This is a genomic window from Deltaproteobacteria bacterium, from assembly GCA_019308995.1.
In the GTDB taxonomy this organism is placed as follows: domain Bacteria; phylum Desulfobacterota; class Desulfarculia; order Adiutricales; family JAFDHD01; genus JAFDHD01.
On sequence record JAFDHD010000008.1, the window covers coordinates 43,524 to 65,393 of the forward strand.

Sequence of the window (21,870 nt, forward strand, 5' to 3'; positions counted from 1 at the left end):
TAATTCGTTTGAAGACTTCCAAGTCCTGATAAAAATTTATCATTCCTGAATTTACCTATGTCACCTAACCCTTGGCCCCACCCAAGGGCGAACGCGATTAAGATTGAAGCATGGATCACCTGCCAGGGCTAGTGAGCTGTTTCTGGAACCTCAACCGAGAAGATAGCGAATTCAGGGCAGAGAGCCTCGCAGAAGTGACAGTTGACGCACATACTTTCATCTACCACTTCCGGGAAATGATATCCCTTGACATTGAATGATTTGGACATTCTCAGGACATCGCGAGGACAGTAGTTAATGCAGTATTCGCAGCCCTTGCATCGCTCCTCGATGATGATCACTTTGCCTTTACTTACCTGGATGACACCCAGGTCAAGAGGCTCTCTCCAAAATTTCATCCTGGCTCCCTCTGACGACACACGGAGAGGTTAGAATAACTGTTGCGTAAAGAAGAACATCTGGTGGGTTCCAAGAGTCTCGTCGTGTGCTTCGCCCTGTCACCAATTTTGATGCTTAGATATCACCTAATCTTTAAAAATGCAAATGGAAAACACAGGGACAGAAGCCGTTGTTTTTTTTAAAAAGCCGATTTATTTGACCAAATTAGGGTTCAGATGCAGTTTTACAGGTCTGTCATGAAAAGGAATTTATTTTAAGGATTGACAAAGTGCCATCTCTGCATACAATCAAGGTGTATGTAAATATATTCAATCACTTCAAGTTGACTGGGCTGAGAGACTGGAAACCGTGTCTTGTCATGGATCATTATGATCAACTTGATACTAAGCCAGATTACACGCCTTGAGCAGGCCGCTCCCATGTGAAGCATCCGTTGCAGGCATATATTTAGGAGGTATGAATGGAACCATCAATAAAAAAACTTGACTATCTTTTTGCGCCCCGGTCCGTAGCGGTCATTGGAGCTTCAGGAAGTTTTGGCAAATGGGGTTTTGGCATTATCCACCAGGTACTCAAATTCAAAGGTGATTTCTCGGTTTATCCTATCAACCCTAAGATGAAGGAAGTCCTCGGAGTCAAGGCTTACCAAAACATCACCCGTGTCCCTGGAGACATAGATTTTGCGGTGATTGTCATTCCGCCGCAGAACGTTCCAGCGGCCATGGCAGATTGCGCGTCAAAGGGAGTCAAGGCAGTCCTGGTCATCACGGCCGGTTTCAGGGAGATTGGTGAAGAGGGGGCCAGGCTTGAAGCCGAGATGCTGCAGATCGCGAGGCAGGCCGGAATAAGGGTGGCGGGGCCGAACTGCAACGGCCATTTCAACACGGCCATAAATTTATTTACCATGGGCATTCGTGGAATTAAACCGGGCCCCCTGAGCCTCATCTCCCAGAGCGGTAACTTCGGGGGCTTTATTGTCGGACAGGGCATTGAGAGAGGGATCGGCTTCAGCAAGTACATCAGCAGCGGGAACGAAGCGGATGTGACGATCGAGGATTACATCGAATATCTGGGTGATGATCCGGAAACCAAAATTATCTGCGCCTATGCAGAGGGACTCAAGGACGGAAGGCGTTTTTTCAACCTGGCTCGAAACATTACCAGGGAAAAACCGATCATCATGATGAAGGTTGGCCGGACCGAGGAAGGGGCAAACGCAGCTAGGTCGCACACCGGCTCTTTGAGCGGTTCGACCGTTATCCACGATGCGGCCTTGCGTCAGGCGGGTGTGATTCAGGTTTACAAGGCGGATGAGATGCTGGACGTTGCCTCAGCCTTGATTCGTCAGCCCCTGCCTCGAGGCAGAAGGGTTGGGATTGTCACCGGCGGCGGCGGTTTTGGTGTTGTGGCCGCGGACGCATGTCGAAGCCTCGGTCTTGAAATTCCTGAATTATCCGAAGAAACCATTACTAGCCTGAACCGATGGATGCCTTCGCGCTGGTCCCATGCCAATCCGGTGGATATGGCCGGAGACTCTTACGGCTCCATCCCCACTCTGGGCACCATGCTCAAATCTGAGAACGTGGATGCGGTACTGGCGGTAAGCTGCCTCGGATTTCCTGCCCAGCCGCCTGAGGAGTTTCCGCTTGAAATCCGGGAAGAATTCAAGAAGTACCAAAAACAGATGGTAGAGGGGGAAGTCTCTCTTATGGATGGTTTGATCGAACGCATGGAACGGTATAACAAGCCGCTCATCATCGCCGCGGTCAGCGGTCGCGACCGGTCTAAGGCGATTGCCAAACTGGAGGAAAACGACATTTACACCTACCGCTCACCCGAGGATGCCGCCAGTGTCATGGCTTACCTGGCAAATTACGCCGACTATCTTTCCAGATCGTAAGAGAGACTCAAAGCAATGATTTGGACTGTAGCGTTAACAATGAATGAAGGAGAGGGATTATGTCCTGGTTAGAAAAGGGAAACATTCGGCTTTATTATGAAGACGTGGGTAAAGGAGCGCCGATTATAACCAATCATGGTTTAAGTGAGGATTGCGGTTACTGGAGCGAGACGGGCGTTACCGCGAAATTAGCTGAAAATTACAGAGTTATTTCTATAGACATGCGGGGTCATGGCCGCACGGTGGTCGAGGGCGAGCCTTATGGTTACGATGCGGACACCATGGCTGATGACTTTGATACGCTCGCTGACGAATTGGGTCTGGAACGGTTCCATTTATTGACGCATGCCACTGGCGGGATGGTCGGTGTGCGTTATGCCATGACCAGGTCTGATCGGCTTATCAGCCTTATGCTGACCGACACCGGTTCTGCCACATTGGTTGAAATGCCTGATCAAGAGGAGATCACAGAGCAGGAGCGCGCCGCGCGAATAAACAGGATGCTGACTGCGACCGTAGAGGAAAAGATGGCCAGAATTAAAACCGAACCGGGACCTTTCCTGTTTAAGATGGCTGAACACCCGAACAATGAAGGGATGTGGAAGATTTATGAAGGATTCCTGCGCCGCCAGAATCCAAAGGCAGTCCTGGATTTTATATTGAGCTTTTATACTGATCCTGACCCGCGGGTTGAATCGCTCAGACAGATCAAGTGCCCGACCCTGATCTTGCTCGGTGAATTCGACGTCGTCTTTCTGAAGCCGAGCGCCTTGATGGCCAGGGAAATTCCGGACGCAAGGCATGTGATTCTGGATGGTCTCGGACATATGACGGCCATTGAAGACCCGGAGCGAACGATAAAGGAGCTCCTTAATTTTCTTAAAACCCTTTCTTGAGCTACGGGAAGCCGGTCAGTCCAAGGACCTGTTGATATTTTATTTCCATACTAATTCGACTATGTTCCCGGGAGAAGTGAAATGAAAGAGACAAGAAAAATCTTCGAACCAATTGAGATTAATGGCATGAAGCTGAAGAACCGGATAGGATTTGCACCTTTGCTCAATATGCCCAGGGCAGAAGACCGCAGCCCCAACGATCTGACCGCCAGGTGGTTTGAAGAAAGGGCCAAAGGAGGAACCGGGCTGATAATGACCGGGACTTTTAATCCAATTCATCCGCTCATGCCCGGGGGTCCGGAGCGTTTTGCCAAATTGGCCGATGCGGTCCACGCACACGGCGCCAAGTTAGGTGTGCAGATTGGAGCCGGGGGTCCCATGGGTGGAACAGGCCCTTCGCCCATGCCTTACCCTGATGAGCATCATCCCAAGGATTCCATATTCGAAATATTGACCGGAAGTATATCACCCATGCCCGGCATCACCAGTGTCACTGAATTTCCGGTCGAGCAAATTGAGCAGTATAAAAACGCTTTCGCCAGCGCCGCCCTGGCCCTGAAAAAAGCAGGGGTTGATTGTGTCGAGCTTCATTGCGCCCACGGCGGGGCGACGCTTTACTGTTCTTTTATTTCACCGTTTTATAATCGGCGTGAGGATGAGTATGGCGGAACCTGGGAAAAGAGACTTCGTTTCCCCACGGAGACGATAAAAAAAATGAGAGAGGTGGTTGGTAAAGATTATCCTCTGTTTGTCAGGATCAGCGCCGATGAGTTACTGGGGCAGGCGGGAATCACCCTGGAGGATGCCACCAGTATCATTGTCCCGGCCATGGAAGAGGCTGGCGTGGACTGTCTCGACGTCTCGCAGGGCTCAATCCTTCATACTCCCCAAGGTATCACCATCCCGATGTATTATCCGAGAGGGTGCTACATCCATCATGCCGAGGCGGTAAAAAAGGTAACCAAGCTGCCAGTCATCGGCGTGGGCCGGATTGTTGACCTCGATATGGCCGAGAAATTCCTGCAGGCGGGGAAAGCTGACATCATTTACATGGGCAGACAATTAACCTCTGATCCTGAAACCCCGAAAAAGTATTATCAAGGGCGAACAGATGACATCAGAAAATGTATCGGATGTCTGGAAGGCTGCGGCACGCCCTGCCCCATTAACTATGATATCGCCCCGGGGTCCATTCCTTTAACCCCGGCCAGCAGCCCTAAGAAGGTTTTGATTATAGGCGGCGGTATCGCGGGCATGGAGGCTGCCAGGGTGAGTGCCAGCCGCGGTCATAAGGTTACCTTGATTGAAAAAAGCGCCAAGCTGGGCGGCACTGTGGCTGCGCTCGCGCTCGATCCCCTCACCGCTGAATTTGGAAACATAGTAGAATACCTCGGCGCCCAGATGAGGAAGCTGAATCTAGATGTGCGACTTTGTAAGGAAGCTGATAGGGCAGATATTGAGGAATTGAATCCTGACGTCATCTTTTTAGCGACAGGCGCATCTTTGAGAATACCAGAACTAGCCCTGGAAAAAACCGGCGTTATGGACCACATCGAGGCCTTAAGGCATAGAAATAAAATAGGCCAACGAGTTGTGGTTTGGGGCCTGATGTATGGAGCTGAACTGGCCGTCTCCCTGGCCGAAGAAGACCGGGAAGTGGTTTTAATGGGTGAAGCGGGTGAAAATTCATTGGCCAGTCACGCTTCAAGCAATCGCATATGGTGGGTCTTAAAAAAGCTCACGGATATCAATGCTGTTAGAGAGAGACCCGAATCGGTGCGGGTCAGCAATCCAGAAGTTTTATTTCATGTGAAAGTGAAGGAAATAAGTGGCGGGGGAATTTCGATTACGAATAAGGACGGGAAAAAGAGTATCCTTCATTATGACACGCTTATTATTTCTAGAGGCCGGAAAAAGAATGATTCCCTTTTTGAAGAACTCAAGGGAAGGGTACCGGAAATTTACAAAATCGGAGACTGCTCGGCAGCCGGGAATATACTCAGGGCCGTGTGGAGCGCCAACGAAACAGCTAGAAGGATTTAATCGAATCAGGTGAGGCAAGAGATTATTTATACCTAATTGAACCACTTAATCCCGACGGTGGTTCAGAGGGCTGGGGCAACCCATGAGGGCGACAGGCATTGCCCGGTTGGCTGAGATCGTCAATCAATTAAGCCTCTGACTCTTGGCCTGGCCAAGACATTATGAGCCTTTTTCACGAAAAATTTTTTCAGCAGCATTAAGTTCAGCAGCACAGGCAAAGGTCATGAAAAAAAGAAATAAAAACAGATTGAATTTACTAGCAGGGCCGCGAGTTCCGCGATGAGAAGGACAAAGGAACAAGCAGAGATAACAAGGAAAAAGATACTCAGGGCGGCGCGTGAAATATTCTGCAGAGAAGGTTATTCCAGTACGCGTCTGGAGGAGGTGGCGAAAAAGGCAGGAGTGACTCGCGGGGCCATCTACTGGCATTTCGGTGATAAATATAAGCTATTCGTCAGTTTATTAGATGAGGGTTTTCGCGGATATTCCAAGCGGATCGTGGAAATTATTAATGGCGACGCCTCTCCTGTCACTAAAATCCGCAATCTGATGAAGGAGGCCCTTATTTCCCTGGACGAGGATAAAAAGTACCGCAGTGCTCTGGAGCTGTACTCCTTAAAGGCAGAGTTTACAGAGAAGCGTGCCAGGCAGTGGGAGGAGCTGCAGAAGCAGCAGGAGGAATTGCAACAGCGGTTGATGAGCGTGCCCGAAGCCCATCAATGGCTTAGAAAAGCGGTGGAGGATTTAATTCAAGAAGGAATTGTCATTGGTGAGATTGTTCCCGACATTGATCCTAAATTGGCCGCTTTGGCATTAATGAGCTATCTCAGCGGTGTGCAGTCAACCTGGCTGGATGATCCTCAGGCTTTTTCAGGCAAGGAGACGCCGGATGAACTGGTGGAGTTTATATTAAGCAGGATTATTAACCCAAAAGGCAGGTTAGAGCTTTATTTAAAAAAGCACAGTATTTCATTGGAGAAACCTTACCAAAAAGGAGGGTAACGATGGGTTAAAAAAAGATCTAGTGAAATAGAATTATTTTAATTTAAGTACTTCGGAATTTAATTTCTTCTGCATAACAGACTAGTATGACATTATAGGAGCGTATTTTTTCCATTTTTTCCAGAAAGCACCAAAACGCTGAAAATGGAGAAGCATTCCTTTAAGGTCATCATTTTTCGCTTGATTCCAGACAACAGGCGGGTCGCGTTGAGCCAGGCCTGAGGGGAAGGCTGGTTCTCCTTAACGGTGAGAGGGGTTGGCTTGACCCGTAAACTGGTTTACCGCTATCTTGAAAAATAAGGAGTTTATCGTTATGTCAGAAAAGACGGAAAAAAATCTGGCCTATGCGTTTGCTGCCGAATCTAAGGCTGCTATCCGAAATGCTGCCTTTGCTAAAAAAGCCGAAACAGAAGGCTATGCGCAAATAAGCCGCTTGTTTAGGGCCGTTTCAGACGCGGAATCCGTGCATGCTAACCGATACATCATGTTGATGCGCGGCAAGATTGGACCTACAGAAGAAAACCTCGAAACGGCTTTTCAAAACGAGATTAAAGCCAATGTGGAAGAATATCCCCAGCTAATCAAGGAGGCATCTGAGGAAAGCGATGAGATGGCATTAACGGCTTTTTCACAGGCTAAGGACGTTGAGAGCCGTCATGCCGAGCTTTACAAAAAGGCCATGAACGATATGCTTTCAGATCGAAAGACAGACTATTATGTCTGCCAGGTTTGCGGCTATATCAGTGAGGATGAGCCTCTAGAAAAGTGCCCTGTCTGCGGAGCGGAAAAAGAAAAATTCAAACACGTCACTTAGCAATATCTCACGCAAGACAATACTAAAAAATATAGCCTGCCCGCACCTTCAGGCTGTGTCTTTAAATGGCACTTTGTGTCAATGACATTTTAAAATGACCGGTGTATGTAGCACATCAATTGACCGATGAATCGAAGGAGCCCAGTGGCGAGACACTTGTAAGCGATACCTCCAATTAGTGTCGCGCTGCAAGTGGCGTGACACTGGGCGGGGCTTCTTGTTGGTCATTTATGATTTGTCCCTGGTCATTATATTGAGCCAGCTTACGGGGACCATGGAAGACGGCATAAGTTCCGTCTGCATATTCATGGAGCCGCACCCTGGTCTTTACGTAATGGTAGCGATGTTTGTCCGGCGGGATTTGTAGGACAAGGCCCTTATAACGAACGGTATTATCGTTACTGACCGTTCGTTCTTCCTGCACGCTCAGAATATCCTCCAAGCGACCCCCCACCCAAGGGACGAAAGCGCTGCCTTCCTCTGTGGCCGGGGCGGCGAAACGACGATTATGCTCGGGCAAGTATTTGGCCTTTAAAAAGCGGTTGGCCTCTTCCATATCTGTAATACCGTGGAGGCGCAGCTCTTGGGGCAGGCGATTTTGCAGGGTCTCAAACATCCGTTCTGAACGTCCCCTGGCTTCTGGAGAGTAGGCCGGGATCAATTCGATGCCTAACTGTATCAGGGCTCGACCGACCTGGGTCGGTCTGGTCCGGTCCACCTGACCGCCGGCCTGGGGAGTGTGCCAGTAGTGGGAAGCTCGGTCGGCATACAAGGAACTGAACAGGCCCTGTTTCCGGATGACTTCCCCCAGACCCAGGAAAGAACTCATGGTCCCTTCCTCTGCTACAAAAAAGGCGGAATAGATGACGCTGGTGGCGTCATCCATGGTCACGATCAAGTCCCAGATTTTCCCTGGAACCCATTCATGGCTTGATCCGTCCTGGTGCAGCATCATCCCTGGCAAAGGCCGTCGGGGTCGTTTGCGGCGATGAGCCCCTCGCCGGGGAGCTTTCTTTACTAACCCATTGTCCTGCAAGACCTTTTTGGTCCAGGTGTAGCTTCGTTGAATACCGTGGCCCGCCAGCTTCTCGTGAAAGTGCTTGACTGTAAAATCATAGTACCTGGTTTTAAACAAAGTCAGCACCCCCATGACCTCGTCCACCGGCGCCCGGCGATGCGACAGCTTGCCCAACCGCCGATCCGCCAGACCCGACAGGCCCTCTTCTTCATAACGCTGGCGCATGCGGTAGAATGTGCTCACCGATGTCCCCAATAACTCCGCCGCGTCTTCACAACTCAAGGTCTTCGTTTGATAGCGACCATATGTGTCCTCAAACCGCATCATCCTCACCTCTTGTAGCACCTCTGCTCGTTTCATGTATCATCCTCCTAAAGAGGATCATCCATGATCGGTCAACTCATGTGCTACCTAATTCGGTCATATCATGTGCTACTGACAATGCTTTTTTTAATAGTTGACATACCCTGCATGAATGATATACTCACCCGGTAAAGTGGGCATGAAGTCCACGATATAAACATAAAAAAAACAATATAAGATAGAAAATTCAGGCCGCGAAGGCAGTTTCCTCAGAAGAGGAAAATGAACTGCGCGGCCTTTTTTTTCTTGGGACACCATATATGGCTGAGCCGGCAGGCGCAGAATGGAGATCTAGGTGAATTTTGCAGTGGCGTCAATAAGAAAGGATGAAGCAGTTACCCACGAGCCCGGTCAAATCATCGAGACATACAAGGCAGCCATCAGAAGCAAGGTTTATCTTTTTATGGTGCTTCTCTTTCTACTTCTGGCCCTGATGATCGTTGCCATTGCCGTGGGTTCATATGATTTATCCGTTATTAGGATTATTCGTACTCTTTTCGGTTTGGAAGAGGGTCCTCAAAGAATCATCGTCTGGAACATCAGGATGCCGCGTATCTTGGCCGCAATCGTGGTTGGGTGCGGGCTGGGCCTGTCAGGCGTGGGCACACAGAGCCTGCTCCGGAATCCCCTAGCTTCTCCGTTTACCCTGGGCATCAGCCAGGGCGCGGCCTTTGGCGCGGCTTTCTCGATAGTGTTTTTAGGGGCCGGAGGTATGCTGGATAGCGCTCTGAGAACCGCTGACACCAACACCTTTACTATCCACAGTGTCTACACTGTGACCTTCTTCGCCTTCATCGGATCAATAACGGCTACGGCGGTGATCCTTTTACTGGCCCGGCTGAAAAAGATGTCGCCAGAATCAATCATTTTAGCCGGTGTGGCCCTGTCATCGCTTTTCACTTCCGGTACCATTCTGGTTCAGTACTTTGCCTCAGAAGTGGAAATAGCCACAGTGGTTTTTTGGACCTTCGGCGACGTGGCCCGTTCCAGCTGGCAGGAAATTTGCGTTTTAAGCATAGCCACCTTTCTGGTGGTCATTTATTACGTGCTCAATCGCTGGAACCTCAATGCGTTGTCCACAGACGAGGATGCCGCCAGAGCCTTGGGCGTGAATGTGGAAAAAGTGCGGCTGCTAGGCATGTTTCTGGCGGCCTTGGTAGCGGCGCTGGCTACAGCCTTTCACGGTGTGATAGCATTTTTAGGTTTATTAGCTCCTCATATCGGACGCCAGCTCGTGGGCGCGGATCATCGGTTCTTGATACCCTATGCCTGCCTCATAGGAGCGCTGCTCTTGGTGGCGGCAGATACTATCGGCCGTCTGCTGGTGGGATCGGGTACGCTGCCCGTGGGCGTTCTGACCTCCTTCATGGGGGCGCCGCTTTTCCTTTATCTCCTTATAAGGGGATTAAATAAATGATTCTTTCAGTAAACGGCGTCCAATTCAGCTATAACAGCCATCCTGTCTTAAGTGACCTAAGCTTTGATTTACCGCCGGGACAAATCCTGGGGATTCTCGGCGTCAACGGGGCAGGTAAAACGACCTTACTTAAGTGCATCAATAAAATCCTCAAACCTCAAACCGGTACCGTTCTTTTAGAAAAACAGAGCGTTTTCCGTATGAGCGGAAACGAGATTGCCAAGCACTTTGGTTACGTCCCTCAAAAGTATGGGGATGAACCTCTGAATGTTTTTGATACGGTTCTTTTGGGCCGCAAACCGTATATCAAATGGGCGGTTACAGAACATGATCTGGAAGTAGTTGAACGGATCTTGAGACTGATGCACCTGGAACATATGGCCCAACGGCCACTCAGATATCTCAGCGGCGGTGAAACGCAGAAGGTTATCATGGCTCGGGCTTTGGCTCAGGAGCCGGAGGTGCTTCTCCTGGATGAACCGACAGCCAATTTAGACCTGAAAAACCAACTGCAGGTCATGGACCTGGTGACGAACGCAGTCCGTGAGCAGGGACTCTCCGCCGTGGTGTCCATGCATGATATAAATCTGGCCTTCCGCTTCGTTGATTTTTTCCTGATGCTCAAAGACGGAACCGTTCATACCCTGACCCCAAAAGAGGCTGTTTCTCCGTCAATGATTCAAGAAGTCTATGGTGTTGAGGTTATCCTCAGTCAAATTAAAGATTACACCGTTGTGATTCCAATCAGACATCAACAGGAGGATAGAAAGTTATGAAGAGGTTTCTGTTCATTTGTTGTGCCTTGATAGCAGTTCTGGTCATAACGAGTGGCGACTGGGTGCAGGCCGGGAATAAGATTGCCATCAAAGATATGGTTGGACGTGAGGTAATTGTGCCTCAAAATCCTGACCGAATTATCTGCGTCGCACCCGGCACGCTCAGGCTGATTATCTACCTGGGCGGAAAGAATAAGGTGATTGGTGTAGAAGGTATTGAAAAGAGATTTCCCTTCACCAGGCCTTATTGGATTGCTAATAATGATCTGGGCCGATTGCCTTCTATCGGACCGGGCGGCCCGAATTCCATCAACAAGGAGCCAGACCTGGAGGCGATTCTGGCGGTAAGCCCGGAAGTGATTTTCATCAGTTACATGGAAAGAGATAAAGCCGAAGCGCTTCAAAAAAAGATCGGCATCCCTGTGGTCGTTTTGACCTACGGACCTTTTGGCACTTTTAATGAGGTGGTGTACGACTCCCTCCGCGTGGCCGGTCAGGTTCTCGCTAAAGAAAAGCGGGCTGAAGAGGTGATCTCCTTTATTGAAAGCGCCAGGAAGGACCTTTTGTCGAGAGTGGAAGGGTTCCCGAAAACCAATAAGCCAAGCGTGTACGTGGGGGGCATTGGTTTTAAAGGCACCCACGGTATCGAAAGCACGGAAACCATCTACGCGCCCTTTGAATGGGTTAAAGCCAGGAACGCGGCCAAGGTCACAGGAAAGAAAGGCCATATGTTTATCAACAAGGAGAAGATCCTGGCCTTAAACCCTGACATCATCTTTCTGGACGGTGGCGGCAGCGAACGCGTTCGGCAAGATTACGAAAAGAAGCCGGAATTCTACCAGAGTCTCAAGGCATTCAAAAAGCGGCAGGTCTACATGCTTCATTCCTTTAACTGGTACATGACCAATATCGGTACCGTCATTTCCGACGCCTACACGGTTGGCAAGATACTTTACCCCAAAAAATTTGCAGACGTGGACCTAGGCGTCAAGGCTGATGAAATCTATACCTTCCTGATCGGCCAGCCAGTATATGGGAAAATGATAAAAATCCACGGTCCGTTGGGGCAAGTGTTACCGTATTTGAAGTGAGGATCTGCCAGCAAAAGTGGCCAGGGGAGCAATACATGGCTCTCGTGGCAATCCAGGTGGTGGAAGATTGTACGAACGCAAAGCATTCTATTTTGACTCACAGGTCGAGGCGCCCTGGGCGGCACAGGATTACGGCCCAGAAGAAAGGGCTAAATTGGGCCGGCTTTTTGCCCAAATCAAATCGCTTGAGGGATTGGCTGTACTGGAACCTGGATGCGGCACAGGCAGGCTGACTGAAATCTTGTCCGACCACGTCGGACCGAATGGTCGGGTGATAGCTTTGGACATCAGCTCCAAAATGGTCGAAGCCGCCCGCCTCCGGGTGGACGATCGTCAGAATGTCGAAGTGCGCCTGTCAGAAGTTGAAACCTTTCCACTGGAGGATGGTAGCTTCGATCTGATTTTATGCCACCAGGTTTTCCCTCACTTTGAAGACAAGGAAAAGACTTTAAACATTCTCGCCAGGTCGTTAAAGCCGAACGGAAGGTTCATAATCTTCCATTTCATAAGCTTTGCTCAGATTAATGATCTGCACCGCAAGGTTCATACAGCCGTACAAAACGACATGATTCCAGAAGCGAGGGAGATGGAGCGCCTTTTCAAAAAAGCCGGGCTGAAAATTGAATTTATAAAAGATGATGATCAAGGTTATTTCCTGAGCGCGGTGCCGAAGAAAATTGAATCAACATCTTCTTAAAATGTCAGCGATATAAAAAACTATAAATATTGGGAGCTTTTCTATTCGTGGCCGCAGAAAACTCAAAAACAAGGCAAACCACAATGGAGATAATTCTGAAGCCGGTGGGCCATGTCCGCAGTGAACTTAAAGCGCCCAGTTTAGTGGCCAGTTCAAGCGACATCAAACTCAAGAAAAACTTCGATCAGACCAGGAAAGAGGCCAGGGAAATCCGCACCTTAATCTCCGAATTAATCATAAACCCCGGTCTGGATGGCATCCTGGATGGACTTGAGGACTTTTCCCACATTCTTGTTCTTTACTGGCCACACCTGGTTCCACCAGAAGGGCGCACCTTGACCAAGGTTCATCCTATCGGACGTAAGGACCTGCCTCTGGTTGGCGTCTTTTCCACCTGCAGTCCGGCGCGGCCCAATCCTATCCTGGTGACTGCGGTTCGCCTTCTTGAACGAAATGAGAACGTGCTAAAAGTCCAGGGACTCGAAGCAATAGACGGCAGCCCTATCATTGACCTCAAACCATATGTCCCCAGCTATTACTCCGCAGAAGAAGTCGAATTGTCAGAATGGATGATGCGAATCAATAAGGAGATTTCCGAAGCCTGAGCCTGAACTCTCTTGACAAGACTTCCTCCATAAATTTTAAGTGTTTCTTGAATTGATCCGTTATTTCAAAATGTTATTATTTTTTGTAAGTGAAAACGGGAATATCTTGTGCCAGAGTGAGCTTGTGAGCTAACTTATGAGGTTGACATGAGGGTTCCCTGAATTTTTTACGATAGTCCCGTTAGGGACACCTGATAATAGCCCGGTAATCCATTACCGGGTTATAACTTCCTGGTTTCAGAACCTGTTTCGGAACATTTTTTTGGCAATTGCTCTAGATATTTGTAAAGAGTCAAGTCCCATAGGGACGATTGAAATTCCTTTGATGGGCTAATTTTTCAAGCGTCCCGATGGGACGCAAATTTTTTTCGCCATTGGCCCAGCGCTAAAGCACTGGGCTATTATCATATCGTCCTCCGGACAAAGAGCCTCTGAAAACCTCTATTTTTAGGGAAAGTCCTGGCATATCTTTTTCCTTGAAAGCTCAGGAAAGGAGATGGTATGAATGATTAATCTGAGGCGGTATTATCCGGTTGAGTTAAGATCAAGCGGAGCAGACGGGTCACAAGCTCTATTCTTTATGTGAGGCCTTGACCTTGGGGGGGATTTACCAAAAAAAAGAAAAAGTGTAAACTATAAGTTAATTTATCTGGAGTAAACAAATCATCATAAGAAGAGGAAGAGGAAACTATGGCCAACTCGATCCGGATTGACCGAGATATTCCCATGAAGACACGAGACGGCGTAGTGCTGCGCGCAGATGTTTATCGGCCTGACGATAAGGATAAACACCCTGCCATTTTGATCCGTTCCCCTTATAACAAGCAACTGTCAGGGAAGAGCGACTACTTATCGGCCGTGGATGCCGCCTTTGCCAGATATGCCTTTGTGGTACAGGATACCAGGGGTAGATTCACATCCGAAGGCGATTACATGCCTGGCATGCCCGAAGGCCTTGACGGTTACGATACCGTGGAATGGATAGCATCCGAACCATGGTGCGACGGCAACGTGGGTATGGCCGGTGGCTCCTACCTCGGACGCATTCAGTGGCAGACCGCCATGGAGGCACCTCCCAGCTTGAAGGCCATGGCCCCGCACATAACCACCGCCGGGCCTTTGAGCGAAACCAGAATGAGCGGCCCTCTGGATTTCGAACAATCCGTAAGCTGGTTTGCGCTCATGGCCATTGATATGATTGATAAGTTGGAGAAGCAGGGAAAAGATGTTTCAAAAATGCGGGAAATGATTGATCGGGCCCGATTCAATACGGACGAAGTGATCAATTACCTCCCCTTTAAAGACGTTCCTCACTTTAATTTTGAGGGAGTGCGTCAGGGCTTCCAGCCCGGTAGGGTGGATGCCATTCTCGCAGCCCTCAAGTCTGAGAAGGATCTCTACTGGTCTTATGATAAGGTCCAGGTTCCTTGTATGCATGCCGCTGGCTGGTATGATCTCTTTGTGGGATCCCTGTTTAACAATTTCCTCAGCATGCGGGAAAAAGGCGGTTCGAAAATAGCCCGGGAGGGGCAGTACGTCTTATGCGGACCATGGGCTCATGGGGCAAATTTATTAGCCTTTGTGGGAGGACTTCATTTTGGACCTGTAGCCAGGGGAGTGGCAGCCTTTGTCCAGGAACGGCATCTGGCCTTCTTTGACAAATACCTGCGAGGGATTGATAAAGATATTCCTTTGGTGCGTTACTTTGTCATGGGCCGGGATAGATGGCAGAACGCTGACACCTGGCCCCTGCCTCAAACCGACTGGCAGCGCTTTTATCTTCATAGCAAAGGCCGGGCCAATACCGCATCTGGCAATGGCGTATTGAGTCGAAACGAACCCGGTTCTGAACCGTCTGATATCTTTGTTTACGATCCGCGCTTTCCGGTTCCGACTCTGGGCGGCAGGAATCTGCCTACCGGCAGGCTGGTTCCAGGCCCCTTTGATCAAACGCTGAATGAAAATCGTAGTGATGTTTTATGCTATACCACGCCTGAGCTTCAGGAAGACATGGAGATTACCGGCCCCCTGACCCTTCATCTCTTTGCTTCCACCTCAGCCAAAGATACGGATTTCACGGCCAAGCTGATTGACGTCTATCCCCATGGCGCGGCTTACAACGTTGCCGAAGGATGCATCCGGGCCAAGAACAGGAAGTCGGTCCTCAAGCCTGAGCCCATAACGCCTGGAGAGGTTTATGAGTTTACCATAGACATGGCTCACACCAGTATTGTTCTTCACAAGGGTCACCGCATCCGCCTAGACGTATCAAGCAGCAATTTCCCTCGGATTGATCGCAACATGAACACCGGTAACGCCTTCGGGGAAGACGCTCAAGGTGTGCCAGCAGTGCAGACGATATTTCATCAGTCTGAGTATCCATCATACATTGATCTGCCCGTAATACCGGGCAACAAGTAGAAGGAGCGCCGCGAAGCAATCTCGATCTTGATACTCTTGTATTCATTCAAACGGAACATAATTTTGACAACCACTATAATTCAAGAAATAAAGGAAGGTTGGCATGTCAAATTTCAATAATCTCAGTTCTCAAGAACTCCAGGAATACAAAACCAAATTGATGAAGCGCTACCATGAATTTCAGCTAAAAAATCTGACAATAGATATGACCCGAGGGAAGCCCTGTCCGGAACAACTGGACCTCTCCATGGATATGTTGACCTGCATAAACGCTCAGGATTTTCAGAGCGAAGATGGAGTAGATTGTCGAAATTACGGAGGGTTGGATGGGATTTTAGAAGCAAAAAAGCTTTTTTCGACCTATCTTGAGGTTGAGCCGGATGAGGTCATTATCGGAGGAAATTCCAGCCTGACCATGATGCACGATATCATTTTGCAGGCCATGATTCACGGGGTGGCAGAAGGCAGTGTTTCATGGGGAAAATTATCTCAGGTGAAATTTCTATGTCCCTGTCCTGGTTACGATCGTCATTTCTCGATCTGTGAGCATTTAGGCATTGATATGATTCCCGTGGAAATGAAGGACTACGGCCCGGACATTTCTCAAGTTGAAAGGTTAGCGGCTGAGGATGACGCCGTCAGAGGCATCTGGTGTGTCCCGAAATACAGCAACCCCACCGGAGTGATCTATTCGGATGAGGTGGTGGACCGGCTGGCAAACATGAAAACAAAAGCCGAAGATTTCCGTATCTTCTGGGATAATGCCTATGCCGTTCATCACCTCACGGATCGCCCCAAGAAGTTGAAACATATACTTCAAGCCTGCAAAAAGGCAGGAAATCCGGATAGAGCGCTTATTTTCGGCTCCACTTCTAAAATTACTTTTGCCGGAGCGGGGCTGGCCATGATGGCGGGGAGCAAAAGAAATATAGATTTTGCCAAGAAGCTGATGTTCTTTCAGACCATCGGGCCGGACAAGTTGAATCAGCTTCGCCACGTAAGGTTTTTAAAGAACATGGAAGGCATTGAAAGCCACATGAAAAAACACGCCGCGATCTTGAAACCCAAATTTGACATGGTGCTGAGTATCCTGGAAAAAGAATTAGACGATAAAGATATTGCAACATGGAGTCAACCCGCAGGCGGGTATTTTATCAGCGTGGATACGCCGGATGGATGTGCCGAAGCAGTGATTAAAATGGCGGCAAAGGCAGGTGTCAAATTAACACCTGAAGGTTCCACGTTTCCCTATAAAAAGGACCCCAAAGATCGAAACATACGCCTTGCCCCGACCTTTCCCTCTCTGGAAGATATCCAGACGGCCATTGAGATTTTAACTATCTGTATTCAACTGGTGAGTATTGAAAATTTTGATTTAAGTTCATTCGTTACAAATTGATTCTTAAGGTATCCGCCTGTCTAGCTCATTTTAGAGCGGTTTTTCTTTTTATAGCTGTTTTCAGATGAACGACAGATTGCCTTGGCTGTCAAAATTGAAAGGCCCGGGTCTAGTCACCGCCTCCATAAGAGGGTGCTTACGCACTTTTGCCAGCATCGGCTCGGAAACCATGATTTCTGAAAGTTCGCGGGTATTCTTGATGCAGACGATACGGCAGTCCTCAGGTCTCACCCCAACCAGGGTTTTCGCGGCGAGCTGAATGGCCTCCTGTTCGGTGTTCATGATTAAAGGGATAGACGCGCTATCCAGGTAAGTGGAGGTGATGGTATTGGTGTATGTTGCGCTGATGTCCATCTTCCGATAGAGCTCCATGGTGATCACGTCGGCCAAACCCACGCCGGTGGCGTTCCCGTGTGTTTCCGCTGAGAGATTCAGCAGGACGATCTTTTTGACCAGGGGTCCTTTCCACTCAATGAATCGGTTGTTGCGGCCGGTGATATTAGGATCGAAACCCGCACCACTGATATCCTTGCCTATCTCCTCAATGACCAGCACATCAATCATATCAAATAAGAGCCGGCCCATAAGTTCCTTGGAGCGTCTCTGCAAGCCGGCCTCCTCTTCGATTAGAGATTCGGCCGGAATGATTTTAAGGATGGCCGTTTCATGCAGAGCGTTTTCTACTATTCCCATTCCAAACAGAAAGGGCAGTTTATTCATGATGAAGTGGGCCGCTTGAGGCATCAAATCACCAAAGGCCCCGAAACCGTGAGTATGAAGCATGGTGGCCCCCTTGATTTTACCCATGCCGATGGCCATCATTTTCACGATCCCGCTTTCGATCGAGGCGCGGAAGTTAGTGTGGGGTTTAATGCGATTGATAAGAACGATTCCGTCTGCATCGCAAGCATATTGATCAATATGGATTGGAGTGCCGTCATCAAGGGCTCCGATTTCTTGAGTTTCCAGGGTCGAGCGGATGGGGCAGCCCGCATGATCTTCGGTGATGCCATAGTTTTCAAGGACCTGACGCTGCCCGGCCGCGGTCGCGGCCCCATGGCTGCCCATGGCCGGAAAAATAAACGGCCGACCGCCCAGGGCCTTGATTTCGGACACAACGGCTTTGGTAATTGCAGCGATATTGGTGACGCCACGGCTGCCACATCCGACAGCGATTGAAGAGCCGGGCTTGATCTTTTTTCGAATCTCCTCCCGCTTGAACTGCTCAACAACGGCCTGAACGACATTCTCGATTCTTGGCGCCTCGAAATTAACTCGCACTTTCACCATCTGAGGCAAAGGGATGTCCAGACCTCCGGCGATATTAACCTCTATTTGATCGTCAATCATCCCTGATTCCTGTTACTGGTCTGTAAAATCCCGAAGCTATCCCGCGGAACCTTTATAATATGGTTTAAGTAGAGCGAGAACAATTTTCTCAAGACCAGGACAGCCTGATCCCACTGTTATAAGTATCCTGGTATCCATGAAGCCGCTTTAAGGAAATGCTATCTCCTTAACGGCCCTCTGTCCTGTATCATCACCATCCACAGTGTGGGCTGGAGTTATTGCTTACATTGGCCCCTGCTCGAGTAACCTTGCAAAGACTTCCTCATAATGGAAATCCGTATCACCGCACATGTACTCGCAGGATTTGGCTTTTCGATAAAAAAGCCCGATATCGCCTTCCCTGGTTGTCCCGATACCGCCATGGATCTGGGCGGCTCTTTCACTGATGAATTTATAAACCTCATTTGCACAGGCCTTCAAGGCTGAAGCATCTCTGGCAAAATCCTCGCCTTCATCTATCATACAGGCGACTCGATACAGATAATTATATGTGGTGTCGTATTCCAACAACATGTTGGCCATATAATGCTGTATGACCTGGAAACCGCCGATTGGCTTGCCATATTGTTCCCTCTGCTTGGCATATTCAGCCGTGATATCAATACAGGCCTTGCAGCCTCCAACTATTTCGGCCGCCTTGGCCACGGCCGCCTTGGCGTTCATTTTCTCCAGGGTTTCTTTTCCATTGCCAGGCGAGCCAATGATATTCGCCTTTGGTACTTTGACGTCGTTGAAAATAACCTCACAGTTATTGTCTTTGCCAATGGTGGGCATTTTACTGATGGCGACATTCGGATCATTGGCATCAACGAGGAAAAGCGTTACCTCCTCATTATCTGTCTTGGCGGCCACAATGAGTTTGTGCGCCACGTTGGCATCCATCACGAACAATTTGGTCCCACTTAAGATATAATCGTCCCCTTGAGCCTCAGCCTTCAGGTTGATGTCTTGGGGATAATAACTGCCATCCTCTTCATATTGAGCCAGGGCCATGATCAGGCTGCCTTCCGCAATCTGGGGTAGAAGGTCCTTTTTTTGATCTTCGGTGCCTCCTTCCAGGATAGTGAGCCCGCATTGGAGTATGGTGGAGAAAAAAGGACTTGGATAAACCGCCCGGCCGATGGCCTCCTGAATAATGACCATATCTACGAACTGTCCGGCGTATCCTCCGTATTCTTCAGGAAACAGTAATCCCAGCCATCCGAGCTCGGCCGTTTTTTGCCACAGTTCTGGCGAATATCCGTCTTGACTCTCCTCCAATTCCTTCACCCGAGCATAGGGGCATTCTTTCGTCAAAAACCTCGTGGCTGCGTCCTTCAACATCTCATGTTCCGATGTAAAATCCAGATTCATCTTTCCCCTCCTTATTTAAACCTTGGGAGACCGACACCAACCCAGGCGATGATATTGCGCTGAATTTCAGAGGAGCCAGCCGCTATGTTCATCCCCAGAGACCACTGATAGGCATCGGACATTACACCGTCAAGCGGGGCCCATTTGGAAGAGCCCAGTTGACCATGCAGGCCCATAATCTCTGTGGCAAAATTGGCCAGACGCTGAAAAAGTTCAGTGCCAAAAACCTTTGATTCAGATGCGCCGGTGGCTGAAACAAGAAAGTTTCCTTTTCCCTGGTTCCAGGCAACTCTATAAGCCAGGTCTCGCCCGCGTTCGATGTCAATGTATAACTTGGCTAGCTTTTGTCTGACCATAGGATTCTCATAGAGGAGTCTCCCACCTCTTTTGGTGGTTTTTACATACTCGAGGAGTTCTTCAAGCGACCGTTTAGCAGAGGCATAAGAACCCACGCTCGATCTTTCAAAATTCATGGTGGCCCGGGTTGATTTCCATCCCTCGTGCTCCGGGCCTATACGGTCATGTTCCGGGATAATAACATCTGAAAAAAAGATCTCATTATACAGGTGTGTCCCGTCCATGTAATGTATGGGCCGCACCTCAATTCCCGGGATGCTCATATTTACGTTGAATACTGAAAGGCCGGAACTCCTTTTCTGGGAAGGGTCTGTCCGGGCCAAAAGAAACATACGGTCAGCCCTGTGAGCGCCGGTGGTCCAGACCTTTTGGCCGTTTACTACATAGTGATCGCCTTCTTTAATCGCAGTCGTTGTAAGCGCGGCCAGATCCGATCCGGCATTGGGTTCACTCCAGGCCTGGCAGTAATTCACCTCACCTCGAGCGATTGGAGGCAGTAATCTTTCTTTCTGTTCCTCATTGGCAAATTGCATCAGGGTTGGCGCAAACATTCCCACACCAAAACCGTCTATGCCTGGAGCACGATAGTAGGCGTGAACCTCACTGAAGATAAGCTGTTCGATGATCGGGGCCTCCCGGCCGCCGTACTCCTTTGGCCAGGCCATCGTAAACCAGCCCTTTTCCGCAAGCTTTTTTTGCATAGATTTATGGAACTGCCAGCCGTCATCGTCGCCATACATTGCCTCCAAGGCATTCTTTTGGTATGCCGGCGGTGCGTCCTTCATTTCCTCCCTGAAAAAATCCTCAAATTCTTTTTTCAGGGCTTGTTGTTCTTCTGTCAATTTGTAATCCATTAAACCCTCCTTTGCGTATCTTGGTGGTAATTAAATCGCGAGACCGCTTCCATCCGCCGCGGCGCCTCTAATCACCAGGCCGCTAAAAAGCAGCCAAAAGAAATCCGTTGATTTTAGACATCCTGCTGGAGTTCCGGGTACAGTGGTGACGTGGCTTTCACAACACGGATCATGATCAATGAATCCGCAGCCTTTTCCCCGGTGTCCGGTTCTTCCAGCACTCCTTCCAGCCAATAATATTCGGTTTTCGGCGTTTCGCCAACCGCGATAATCCTTCCCGTGCTGACGTAGTCCTTATCGCAAAAGATCGGCCCGTTGAGATAGCGGAACTCAAGAGCTCCGAAGAGCCCAACCACTCCTTGGCGCAAGCCTCGCTGATCGAAGGCCACCACCACCCCGTGTCTTAGGGCTTTAATCATCTGTGATGGGGTCAAGATAGGACCGCCCCAGGGAGACTCCTTCACATACCAGTCCAGCGGTTCGGTTATGCGCTCGAAGCGCTTTTGTGTATTTTCCATAGGAATATTCACGGTTATGGAGGGTACATCTGTTCCTGGTTTCAAATCTTTGAGGATCCGCACCTCGCCAGGAGGATGAAGATTATTGATCCGCTTGCGAAGGGCCGAAGGTTCAGCCGGGCTGCCAATCGAAGCGGTGCCTTCAGCAACTAACTGCCCATTTTTATGATTCATCCAGACGTCAACCTGAGCATTATTTTCTGTTTCCGGGCTTCGGACAAAGCATTGCACCGGTTCCAGGTGCATGGTGGCATAACGAAAGTATATGGAGATGCCGCCGGTTTCAAACCAGCGTCGGCCAAATGCCTTTATGAACAAGGGTACGAATTGCTCCAGGTGATAGGAACCGGCGATCGTGCCGCCCCGCATGCCTGCTTTTTGTGCGGTTTTGTCGTCGTGAATACTCGTTTTTGTGTCAAGGTGTTCATTAAACGGCTGCCTGAACGGGCCGACGAATACACCATCGTTTACCGCGATCTCGGTGTTTGCAAATGCTTCTTCAATCATGCTAACCCTCCTTGATGTTAAATAACGCGTTAATTCCTGAAAGCTGCCAGCCTTGATTCCCAAGCTGCCAGTCTGAAAAAAATAAAAAAC

Annotated in this window: 18 protein-coding genes; 12 read left to right on the top strand and 6 right to left on the bottom strand. The window is 49.3% G+C overall.

The features are described from left to right. Nucleotides 1-128: 128 nt before the first annotated feature. On the bottom strand, nt 129-398 hold the full coding sequence (locus JRI95_03010) for a ferredoxin family protein (protein MBW2060515.1): 270 nt from the start codon (nt 396-398) through the stop codon (nt 129-131). Nucleotides 399-859: 461 nt separating this feature from the next. Between JRI95_03010 and JRI95_03015 the strand changes: the two genes are divergently transcribed. The 5 genes from JRI95_03015 (at nt 860) to JRI95_03035 (ending at nt 7,054) form a co-directional block, all read left to right on the top strand. Next, a complete protein-coding gene (locus JRI95_03015) occupies nt 860-2,299 on the top strand; it encodes a CoA-binding protein (protein MBW2060516.1) in 1,440 nt (479 codons plus the stop codon). A 59-nt stretch (nt 2,300-2,358) separates the two neighbouring features. Then, nucleotides 2,359-3,195 (top strand): alpha/beta hydrolase, encoded by an 837-nt coding sequence (locus tag JRI95_03020; protein MBW2060517.1) that lies wholly within the window; start codon nt 2,359-2,361, stop codon nt 3,193-3,195. 81 nt (nt 3,196-3,276) lie between these two features. Continuing rightward, nucleotides 3,277-5,238: an FAD-dependent oxidoreductase gene (locus JRI95_03025; protein MBW2060518.1), complete on the top strand. Its 1,962-nt coding sequence runs from the start codon at nt 3,277-3,279 to the stop codon at nt 5,236-5,238. A gap of 279 nt (nt 5,239-5,517) precedes the next feature. Next, entirely contained in the window at nt 5,518-6,240 is a 723-nt protein-coding gene (locus tag JRI95_03030) for a TetR family transcriptional regulator (protein MBW2060519.1), read from the top strand. Nucleotides 6,241-6,553: 313 nt separating this feature from the next. Continuing rightward, complete coding sequence (locus tag JRI95_03035; GenBank protein ID MBW2060520.1) at nt 6,554-7,054, top strand: rubrerythrin family protein; 501 nt, start codon at nt 6,554-6,556, stop codon at nt 7,052-7,054. 175 nt (nt 7,055-7,229) lie between these two features. On the opposite strand, the gene JRI95_03040 is transcribed toward JRI95_03035, so the two are convergent. Continuing rightward, on the bottom strand, nt 7,230-8,432 hold the full coding sequence (locus tag JRI95_03040; protein MBW2060521.1) for an ISNCY family transposase: 1,203 nt from the start codon (nt 8,430-8,432) through the stop codon (nt 7,230-7,232). A 406-nt stretch (nt 8,433-8,838) separates the two neighbouring features. On the opposite strand from JRI95_03040, the gene JRI95_03045 reads away from it, so the two are divergent. From JRI95_03045 to JRI95_03075, 7 genes are all read left to right on the top strand, one after another. Beyond that, on the top strand, nt 8,839-9,852 hold the full coding sequence (locus JRI95_03045; GenBank protein MBW2060522.1) for an iron ABC transporter permease: 1,014 nt from the start codon (nt 8,839-8,841) through the stop codon (nt 9,850-9,852). Beyond that, nucleotides 9,849-10,628, top strand: a complete 780-nt coding sequence (locus tag JRI95_03050; protein MBW2060523.1) for an ABC transporter ATP-binding protein — start codon at nt 9,849-9,851, stop codon at nt 10,626-10,628. Before JRI95_03045 ends, JRI95_03050 begins: the two co-directional genes overlap by 4 nt. After that, on the top strand, nt 10,625-11,719 hold the full coding sequence (locus tag JRI95_03055) for an iron ABC transporter substrate-binding protein (protein MBW2060524.1): 1,095 nt from the start codon (nt 10,625-10,627) through the stop codon (nt 11,717-11,719). The genes JRI95_03050 and JRI95_03055 overlap by 4 nt, the downstream gene beginning before the upstream one ends. Nucleotides 11,720-11,786: 67 nt before the next feature. Further along, nucleotides 11,787-12,416: a methyltransferase domain-containing protein gene (locus tag JRI95_03060; GenBank protein ID MBW2060525.1), complete on the top strand. Its 630-nt coding sequence runs from the start codon at nt 11,787-11,789 to the stop codon at nt 12,414-12,416. 83 nt (nt 12,417-12,499) lie between these two features. Further along, the gene (gene tsaA, locus JRI95_03065) at nt 12,500-13,021 is read left to right on the top strand and encodes a tRNA (N6-threonylcarbamoyladenosine(37)-N6)-methyltransferase TrmO (protein MBW2060526.1); all 522 of its coding nucleotides are present in this window, start codon (nt 12,500-12,502) and stop codon (nt 13,019-13,021) included. Between the two features lie 690 nt (nt 13,022-13,711). Then, a complete protein-coding gene (locus JRI95_03070) occupies nt 13,712-15,442 on the top strand; it encodes a CocE/NonD family hydrolase (protein ID MBW2060527.1) in 1,731 nt (576 codons plus the stop codon). Nucleotides 15,443-15,545: 103 nt separating this feature from the next. Continuing rightward, nucleotides 15,546-16,841, top strand: coding sequence for an aminotransferase class I/II-fold pyridoxal phosphate-dependent enzyme (locus tag JRI95_03075; protein MBW2060528.1), 1,296 nt, complete (start codon nt 15,546-15,548; stop codon nt 16,839-16,841). A gap of 60 nt (nt 16,842-16,901) precedes the next feature. On the opposite strand, the gene JRI95_03080 is transcribed toward JRI95_03075, so the two are convergent. The 4 genes from JRI95_03080 to JRI95_03095 form a co-directional block, all read right to left on the bottom strand. After that, entirely contained in the window at nt 16,902-18,191 is a 1,290-nt protein-coding gene (locus tag JRI95_03080) for a DUF2088 domain-containing protein (GenBank protein ID MBW2060529.1), read from the bottom strand. Nucleotides 18,192-18,413: 222 nt separating this feature from the next. Beyond that, nucleotides 18,414-19,544 (bottom strand): acyl-CoA/acyl-ACP dehydrogenase, encoded by a 1,131-nt coding sequence (locus JRI95_03085; protein ID MBW2060530.1) that lies wholly within the window; start codon nt 19,542-19,544, stop codon nt 18,414-18,416. 11 nt (nt 19,545-19,555) lie between these two features. Then, entirely contained in the window at nt 19,556-20,755 is a 1,200-nt protein-coding gene (locus tag JRI95_03090) for an acyl-CoA dehydrogenase family protein (GenBank protein MBW2060531.1), read from the bottom strand. A 113-nt stretch (nt 20,756-20,868) separates the two neighbouring features. After that, complete coding sequence (locus JRI95_03095) at nt 20,869-21,780, bottom strand: hypothetical protein (GenBank protein MBW2060532.1); 912 nt, start codon at nt 21,778-21,780, stop codon at nt 20,869-20,871. Between the last annotated feature and the right edge of the window lie 90 nt (nt 21,781-21,870).